Origin of the sequence: Hymenobacter armeniacus, from assembly GCF_014699055.1 — a bacterium.
GTDB lineage: Bacteria > Bacteroidota > Bacteroidia > Cytophagales > Hymenobacteraceae > Hymenobacter > Hymenobacter armeniacus.
This window is the reverse complement of record NZ_JACXAC010000011.1, coordinates 20,231-27,924: the sequence shown is the minus strand read 5'-3', so window position 1 is coordinate 27,924 and position 7,694 is coordinate 20,231. Positions and strand designations below refer to the sequence as shown.

Annotated in this window: 8 protein-coding genes and 1 tRNA gene; 7 read left to right on the top strand and 2 right to left on the bottom strand. The window is 53.0% G+C overall.

The genetic code is table 11. The annotated features are described in order from the left end of the window. Positions 1 to 569: 569 nt before the first annotated feature. From IC234_RS21650 to IC234_RS21635, 4 genes are read left to right on the top strand one after another with little or no spacing between them, the layout of a single operon-like run. Complete coding sequence (locus tag IC234_RS21650) at positions 570 to 1,949, top strand: site-specific integrase (RefSeq protein ID WP_190928867.1); 1,380 nt, start codon at positions 570 to 572, stop codon at positions 1,947 to 1,949. Positions 1,950 to 1,977: 28 nt separating this feature from the next. Next, positions 1,978 to 2,976: a hypothetical protein gene (locus IC234_RS21645; protein WP_190928864.1), complete on the top strand. Its 999-nt coding sequence runs from the start codon at positions 1,978 to 1,980 to the stop codon at positions 2,974 to 2,976. A gap of 45 nt (positions 2,977 to 3,021) precedes the next feature. Continuing rightward, entirely contained in the window at positions 3,022 to 3,330 is a 309-nt protein-coding gene (locus tag IC234_RS21640; RefSeq protein ID WP_190928862.1) for a helix-turn-helix domain-containing protein, read from the top strand. A 4-nt stretch (positions 3,331 to 3,334) separates the two neighbouring features. Continuing rightward, positions 3,335 to 4,510: a hypothetical protein gene (locus IC234_RS21635; protein ID WP_190928861.1), complete on the top strand. Its 1,176-nt coding sequence runs from the start codon at positions 3,335 to 3,337 to the stop codon at positions 4,508 to 4,510. 457 nt (positions 4,511 to 4,967) lie between these two features. Here IC234_RS21635 and IC234_RS21630 read toward each other — a convergent pair whose 3' ends face one another. Beyond that, positions 4,968 to 5,999, bottom strand: a complete 1,032-nt coding sequence (locus IC234_RS21630; protein ID WP_190928859.1) for a hypothetical protein — start codon at positions 5,997 to 5,999, stop codon at positions 4,968 to 4,970. Between the two features lie 279 nt (positions 6,000 to 6,278). On the opposite strand from IC234_RS21630, the gene IC234_RS21625 reads away from it, so the two are divergent. Then, the gene (locus IC234_RS21625; RefSeq protein WP_190928857.1) at positions 6,279 to 6,575 is read left to right on the top strand and encodes a hypothetical protein; all 297 of its coding nucleotides are present in this window, start codon (positions 6,279 to 6,281) and stop codon (positions 6,573 to 6,575) included. A gap of 99 nt (positions 6,576 to 6,674) precedes the next feature. On the opposite strand, the gene IC234_RS21620 is transcribed toward IC234_RS21625, so the two are convergent. Beyond that, positions 6,675 to 6,747: transfer RNA gene (locus tag IC234_RS21620), tRNA-Gly, on the bottom strand. Between the two features lie 92 nt (positions 6,748 to 6,839). Here IC234_RS21620 and IC234_RS21615 point away from each other — a divergent pair. Next, positions 6,840 to 7,109, top strand: coding sequence for a hypothetical protein (locus IC234_RS21615; protein ID WP_190928854.1), 270 nt, complete (start codon positions 6,840 to 6,842; stop codon positions 7,107 to 7,109). Positions 7,110 to 7,138: 29 nt separating this feature from the next. Beyond that, a complete protein-coding gene (locus IC234_RS21610) occupies positions 7,139 to 7,684 on the top strand; it encodes a GNAT family N-acetyltransferase (protein ID WP_190928852.1) in 546 nt (181 codons plus the stop codon). Positions 7,685 to 7,694: the final 10 nt, after the last annotated feature.

Here is a 7,694-nt window from a genome sequence, read left to right as displayed (position 1 = left end):
CCGCGCCGCTTTCCCCAGCGGCCCGGGGACGGTTGCGTTTCCGCCCACCCCACCCCCCTCCCCCCCGCCGCGGCCCGGGAACGGGCGCCCTAAACCAAGATTCGACCAAGGGCATTCAATTTCACTTAAGGCCACTTGCTATTGCCTTTCTCTCTTTTAAAAAGAAGCCAATAGCATATTTAAAAGAGAATCGATTATCAGTTGAGGCAAATGTTCGCAGGTGCTAACGACTGCTTCTCAATGTAACACCCTTTGTAATAGTACTTGCGCTTTTCTCTAAGAAAGCTAATTCATAACAATTATTCAACTTGCCTTTTGCTGCAAATAAAAACAGCCACCTAGCGCAGAGGCTAAATGGCTGTTCCTGAATGAGCGAGAAACGAGGCTCGGACTCGCGACCCTCAGCTTGGGAAGCTATGGAACCGGGGTAATTGGCATAGTTTACCATTCATCAAAAATGCTATAAACAGGCCAAAAACAGGGATTTAGTTATTATTGCTCGTTGTCCTTATCACTTCATTCCCTACATTTGTATGCACCGGTGTATGCACCGCCCCGGTGCATACAATATGAGCAAGACAACCGAACACAAGGAGGGTAAGGCTACTGTCAAGGTCTTTTACAAGATGGGCAAGACGCTGGCCGATGGCTCGCACCCGTTTCAGATTCGCATCACGAAGAACCGGGTTCAGACATGCCGCTCAATTGGCCTCTCCCTGCACCCGAAGTATTGGAATGCTGAGAAGTCGGGCTACCGGGACGCTATTCGCAAGAGCTACCCGGAAAAGAGTCGGGAGGCGTTAATAAACGAGTTGGAACGGTGGGAAAAGAAGTACAAAGAGGCCGCTGACACTAAGGCAAGTGAAGACGAACCGCACACCGCTGAGGAAGTGCTAAAAAAGGCTATAGAGGGCCGCAAAGCAGCGCGGCGGGTGAAGCTACTAGCGTATTGCATCGAGTTGAGCGAAGGCTACAAGAAAGTTGGCAAGGAGGGCAACGCGACTGTCTACCGCGACCTTCGGAATCAACTAGCGAAGTTTGTAGGAGCCGAAGCAGATGCACCAATGCCGCCCACTGGCCGGGGCAAGGATGAAGCTTGGGCAGGTTGGGTGGAACGCTACGACATTCCACTAGACCGAGTAAACACGGCCTTCTGTCAGGAATGGGAGCAAACCCTACGCGCTACCGGCATCACAGAAATTACTTTGTCGCTGCGGTTTCGGACGCTGCGGGCAGTGCTGAACAAGGCAATTGCGGCCGGATTGATGAAGGAAACGGCTTATCCTTTCGCCCGCACCGTTGCGGAGAAGCACAAGGTGCAGGTGGGCAAGTTTGACGTAAGCACAACCAAACGCGCTATACCCCGCGATGCTATTCGCCGCATAGAAGCATTAAACCCAACCACTGACCGGCTGCGGCTGGCAAAGGAGGTGTTTATGTTCTCCTTCTATTGCGGTGGAATCAACTTCGTGGACTTGGGGCAATTACGCTGGCGCAATCTGAGCGACACGCTAACGGGCACCCAACAGCGCATTGATTACGTGCGGCAGAAAACCGGCGGCAAGTTCTCGGTGGGTGTAATGGCCCCAATGGCTGCTATTCTGGCTTACTACAAGCCTCTCACCTTCGCGACGCTGGATAGCTACATTTTCCCAATCCTTGATGCCAACCTACACCAGACGCCCAATCAGGTCAAAAACCGGCTTCATAAGGTATTGGGGCAAGTGAATCAGGATTTGAAAAAATTGGGAGAAATGGTGGGCATTACTATTCCCCTTACCACGTATGTAGCCCGGCACTCGTTTGCTACCTCGTTGAAGTTGAACGGGCAGGCCGTGGGCGTGATTAGTCAGGCACTCGGGCACCGGGACGAAGCGACTACTGCGGTGTATCTGGATTCATTCGGTTCGGATTTGGTAGATTCGGCATTCGCAAGCCTACTGGAATAGGCAGCTGAATCTACCTAGCAGCACTCCTATGGCTTCTTATGACGAGCGGCTAACCCAACGCCAAGAAGCCGCTGCTGATGCGGAAAGTAGCTATGTGCAGCACTTTGGCCCCGAAGCGGAGCGATACGACAATTGGGCAAGGCTATGGCAAACGGGCTGGCAGGAAGAACTAACCAACCCCGCCCCAACGCCCACTTATCAGCCCAGAGGATTGCCCCGCGACGAGGCAGATAATATCATAACCGGCGGCTCAGGCGAATACGGCAAAGTCCTGCCACCAGCCCCAAGCCTTTATAGTCCCAAGTTCCTGTTTGCATTGGCCCAGGCTGTAGCCAACGGCGGGCCGCATCTAGTAGCGGCTATCAGCAGCATCTTGGATGAGGCCGATGAAGTGGACTGCGACCAACTTACAGAAGTGCTCGACACGCTGCTAACCTATCTCAGCAACTATGCGCTACGGAGCATTGATGGCACCGGACAGGCGGTTAGAATAGGGCAGCTAGACCGCGCACAGGTGGAGGCGTTCTTTCTTCATTGGGACGAGACCAAGCCGGCTACCAACGTCTTTGTTACTCGCTTTGGCGTTGCTGCTCCCGGCCGGCCAGTGGTACCCTACGAAGTCGCTCTTAACGTGCTACAGGCGGCGCAACGGCAAGTGAAGGCTCGACGCATCGAGTATGCCACAACAACGCAAACACTCGCTGCCCTGACCACTAAAAAGACTGACAAGAAGAAACTCAGCTTAGGGGCCGCAGCCTTGGTATTGGTTTACGAAGGCAAGCGCCTGCAACGTGGTAGTCTAGCTAACGAAATGGCATTGCAAGCAGGCCACAGCAGCGGCGACAAGTTGTATAATGAGTATTCTAAATATTCAACCCCTAACAACCGAACCGGCTTTGATAACGAGACTGCGACCAAAGGCCGCAACATGATTAAACGGATTCAGGAAGCATTACCAGAGCTAAGCGACAAGTCGAGGCAGAGAGCTGAAAATGAAATATGTATGATTGAGGCAAGGATTGCGTAACCGGTTGTAACCGGTTACCGCCCTACCCCTCGCCGGAACTTTGACTTGTTAAACTTCAACAACAAGTCGATGCACAATCCATTCGAAAGTCTCAGTTCGAGGCTCAGCAACCTAGAGGCTCTGGCGTTGCAAATTCTCAACAAGCTCAGCCAGGAGCAAGCCGCCGATGAGGTGGGCGGCATGGCCTTAGCGCAAGAGGTAACGCGCCTCAGTAAGCCGCGCATTTATGCGTTGGTAGCAACCCGCGACATTCCTCACAGCAAGCGTGGCAACCGGCTCCATTTCAACCGGGCCGACTTGATGCAATGGGTAGCGGAGGGCAAGCGCGAGGTCTATACGTCCACCAACGACTAGGGCCGTGGTTGACTACCTGAAAATTGCGCTGCCAGATGGCACGCTGGGAACGTCGGGGCTGGCCTTGTTCACGCCCACCGACCACGAATCGGGTGAATGCCAGTCGTGGCGGGAAGCAGAGCATCGGAATATGAAGCTGCGGATTCACCGGAACGGATATACAGAGCTTACCGGCAGCCTGCACAAGTTCTGGCATGGGCAACACAACGGCGGGCCGTTCCACTTGAATGCGGTATGCGAGGCCATAACTGACCTGTCCGACACGTTTGGCTTCAAGGCAGAGGTAGCGGCACTGCGAACGTTGGAGTTTGGCCTGAACGTGCCAATGTCCACCTCGGCGGCTCAACTATTGCGGCGGGGCGTACTCTATAAAACAAGTGCGCTTGATTTGAAGCAATTCAACGGCAAAGGCTGCTACCGAACGGCCGTGGCTCAGCAATACTACTTCAAGCTGTACGACAAAGAACTTCATCTAATGGCAATGGGATTTGCTTCGCCGGGGCCTTTGCTTCGGGTAGAATTGAAGGCAACCCGGATGGTCTTGCTTGCTGAGGCGGGCATTGCCACACTAGCCGACCTCACGAAACCCAAGCCACTAGCGGCACTCGGGAAGCTGTTGGAAGGAGCCTTTGCCAACGTCCTGTTTGCAGCCCCTAGTCTGCCTGCTACGCTCACCAGAACCGAACGTCAACGCCTGACGGTAGGGGCCAACTTCATCTACTGGCACGACCTGAACGAGCAACACCCGGAGAGCTTGCGAAAGAACCGCGCCAAGTACCGGGAGCTAGTTGCCAAACACTGCCCCGACCTGCTAGCCAGTGAAGCAAGCAACGGAATAGCAACCGGCTGGGAACGCCTACTTGAAACGCCCCAACCTATCCCGGAATTAACCGGGTTCACCGCTACCTCGTCGGGGCTGCTACTTACCGGAATTAACACCTTGAATAGAGTAGTAGAACCGGTGTCAGAACCGCGCCGTTGCCAGACGTGTAGCCGTGACATATCGGGCCAGTCGGACAAGTCGAAGTTCTGCAGTGAGGCCCTGTATGGAGCGGCGGGCAAGCGGTGCCGCAATGCTGCTAGCAACCCGCGCAACAATGCCAAGCGTAGGTTGTGGATTTCTTCAGCGGCGCAGTATCAGTTATTCGACGTGGTTCCGTATTCAAAGGCTGCCGCATAGCTTGGGAATAGCCATAGCAATGGGGTTTGCGGGCCAACAACCACGGCAGAAGCGGGCGAAATGCAACTGCAATGGCCTTGCAAAGCCGTTATGATGAGTACAAACACTAGATGCAAAGCAACGGCTTAAAATATTGCGGGTTGCGCTACAAATAGGCTGGCATTATTGCGCAGTAAAGTGGCCGCTTAGCTACAGGTCGTGTGTATAGAGAAGAACGGGCAAATAGTGGCATTTGCCTAGTAGTTACGCAGAAGCACGTAGCAGCTTCAGTAGCGGGTGGTGCATCTACCCATCAGCACCGGCCCTGCTAGGCTACACAGGTTCGTTCAGAATTGCTTGCTGGGGCCGGGGGCGGTTTGAGTTGGATGCACCGGGTTGCGCAGATTGCCTTTCCCACATGGGCCGGGGCTTGCGGAATAGTAGGCTTGGCCGATTTGGGTAGGCACACGCCATATTTTCAGACACTTGGCATAGCACCTTTGAGGCCGTTTGCGATTGTACTCACATAGTCAATCAGCGCCCTTACGTCCTTCTCTTTTACTACAATCCTCTGGCCGGCCTTATAGGAATTGTCTTGGCTCTTTTGCAGGTACTTGTCATCTACCATTCCCTCGCTGTGGGCTAGCAGATGCCGCCGCTGATACAGCATCTTCATTTCCTGTAGTTGCGCATCAGATAGCCAATTATCATAACCTATCCCTAGTTTTCTATGCCATAATGCGCTTGCTTCGTCAATACGCTGGAAAACGTTGAAAGGAGCTGCTTCGCTCGGAAAGTGTCGCTTAAATGATTCCTCACAAAGTCGCTGAAGTGCGCTGACGCAATCAGATAAGGCAGTTTCAACGAGGGAACGGGCTACTAGTTCGCCTTCGTCAAGTTGGTTAGCATTCTTAGCTGCACCGCGCACTAGAGTTGTATAGTCCAACTTAGCGCCAACCTTCCTTAAGGCATCATCAAAGGTTTGTTCGGCTGAATTGTGCCCGCAGTTAGGGCAAAAGAACCCGCTGCCGATAACCGCATAATGGGCGCTGCATTCCTCGCATTTAACCTTTAGAGTGAATGCTTCTGTAGCTGTTATAGGAACAAAAATGTGTTTAGCAGCTAGCCCAGGAGCATTTACTTTTACCGTTATCTGTGTCTTTCTATTGGGGTGAGGCACGGGTGAAGAAAATCCACTTCCAGTGCCCTTAAACGCTGCTCGTATAACATCGACAGCGTGGTTCATAGCTACGGTACTGATATAGCCAATTGCCTGACTTTTTATTTGCTTGGCTTGTTCCTCGGTATTCCACTCTACAGAGGGTGCTTCGTGCTTACAGAACGGACAGAAAACTGCCTCATCTTTGAAGATGCCTTTCCAGTCGCTCATAAGGACTTTAAAATGAGACCGGCAATCCTCTGACGGGCATTGCCGGTCAAAATATCCATCGGCATCTAGTGCCATTGGCATTAGGAGGTTTTGTCCATCAAGATTGGAAAGGGCATCCATAGCTAATGATTCGTGAATAGTCACAGGCAATGTACGGAGCTAAGTCAGAGAAGTCAGTACATTTGGATATCAGCATACTTATAAACATTCAAAACAACGAATATAATAAACTGCATTTGGGCACTCGGGCTTGGTATTACTATAACTGCCTGTGAGCACAGTGACGCTTCAGTAAACACTAAAGCGAAAATAGAAAAAGAGCAAAAAGACCCTAATGCAGGGAAGCACAAGCTAGCTAAACAAGACCCAAGGCATTGGCAGACTTACCCGATTATTGTTTTGGTCGCTACTAAGCATAGTGTTGGGATTGATACAGCAAGGCAATTGATTCAAAGTTTTGAAGAGCGTTACAACGACTTAGGACAGCACACCTTCCTATCTCAACTAGATGTTATGTTCCCTGTATCATACAAATACTATGAAGAAGGCACTCCGTCAATGACAGATGATGCAGCTTACTTTAAAATACAAGGAAAACGTTATGGTCTGGCAACATCAGTCGTGGCCAACATCATTGCTGATTTTTACCTGATAGGCGGCAGCAATCGCGAATACCCTGACCCTTCGGCAAAATAGAGGGGAACAAACTATCTAGCATACCCTTGTATGCACCAACGTATGCACCAAAACCAAAACAGCCACCTAGCAATGAAGCTAAGTGGCTGTTAATCAATGAGCGAGAAACGAGGTTCGAACTCGCGACCCTCAGCTTGGGAAGCTGATGCTCTACCAACTGAGCTACTCTCGCAGGGTGGCTTGGTGTATCAAAATTACGTTAAGGAAACGGATTAGCAACTGGCACTAACCCCAACTTTGGCCTTTGCGTACTAGCCGAACGCTATGCCCACTCCTCCCCTACCTCCGCCTACCCGCCGTTTGGTCGGCTTGCTGCTCATGCTCAGCGGAGTGTTGCTAGGCATTGGGATGCTGCTGAAGGTATACGTAGCCGTGTACATGTGGTACGTAAATGGCGCGCAGAGTGCGCCGGCTTTGCTGCTTTCGGCGTATTTGGTGGGGCTGCTGGCCAGTGGCTTGCTGGTGCGCATGGGCCTGCGCATGCGGCGCGGCGAAAGCGACCGCCGGGACCCCAACACCAACGAAATGCTGTAACTCGCCGCCCGGCGGGCGACCTTTGTCTCATGTCATCTCCTCTGCGCATCTCTTTGGCCAAGGCCAACGCCGCTACGGCGGCCCAACTGGCTGACCTTGGCCGCCAAACGTTTCACGACACCTTTGCGGCCTCTAATGCCCCAGCTGACATGGCCGCCTATCTTGCCGAGAACTTCGGGCCCGACATTCAACTGGCCGAGCTGCAAGACCGCGAAAACACCTTTTTGCTGGCCCACATGCAGAACGAGTTGGTTGGCTATGCCAAGCTGCGTGACAACTCATTGCTGGGCCTCGCGGAGGGGCAGAACCCGGCCGGACGCCTCGAAATTGAGCGGCTGTACGTGCGCGACGACTGGCAGGGCACGGGCCTGGGGGCGGCGCTGATGCGCGGCATTCTGGCCTTGGCTGAGCAACTGCACTGTACGGCGGTGGTGCTGGGCGTGTGGGAAAAGAACGACAAAGCCCGGGCCTTTTACCAGCGGTTTGGGTTTCGGGAAATTGGGCAGCACGAATTCCGGCTGGGGCAGGACGTGCAAATCGACCTCATCTTGCGCAAGGGCCTGGCCGGGCGCTAAACCCGCTACT

Bases quoted from the DNA above. Each gene is read 5' to 3' on its own strand.
- IC234_RS21610 (WP_190928852.1), top strand. From the start codon at position 7,139: ATGTCATCTCCTCTGCGCATCTCTTTGGCCAAGGCCAACGCCGCTACG.
- IC234_RS21630 (WP_190928859.1), bottom strand. From the start codon at position 5,999: ATGGATGCCCTTTCCAATCTTGATGGACAAAACCTCCTAATGCCAATG.
- IC234_RS21615 (WP_190928854.1), top strand. From the start codon at position 6,840: ATGCCCACTCCTCCCCTACCTCCGCCTACCCGCCGTTTGGTCGGCTTG.
- IC234_RS21650 (WP_190928867.1), top strand. From the start codon at position 570: ATGAGCAAGACAACCGAACACAAGGAGGGTAAGGCTACTGTCAAGGTC.
- IC234_RS21645 (WP_190928864.1), top strand. From the start codon at position 1,978: ATGGCTTCTTATGACGAGCGGCTAACCCAACGCCAAGAAGCCGCTGCT.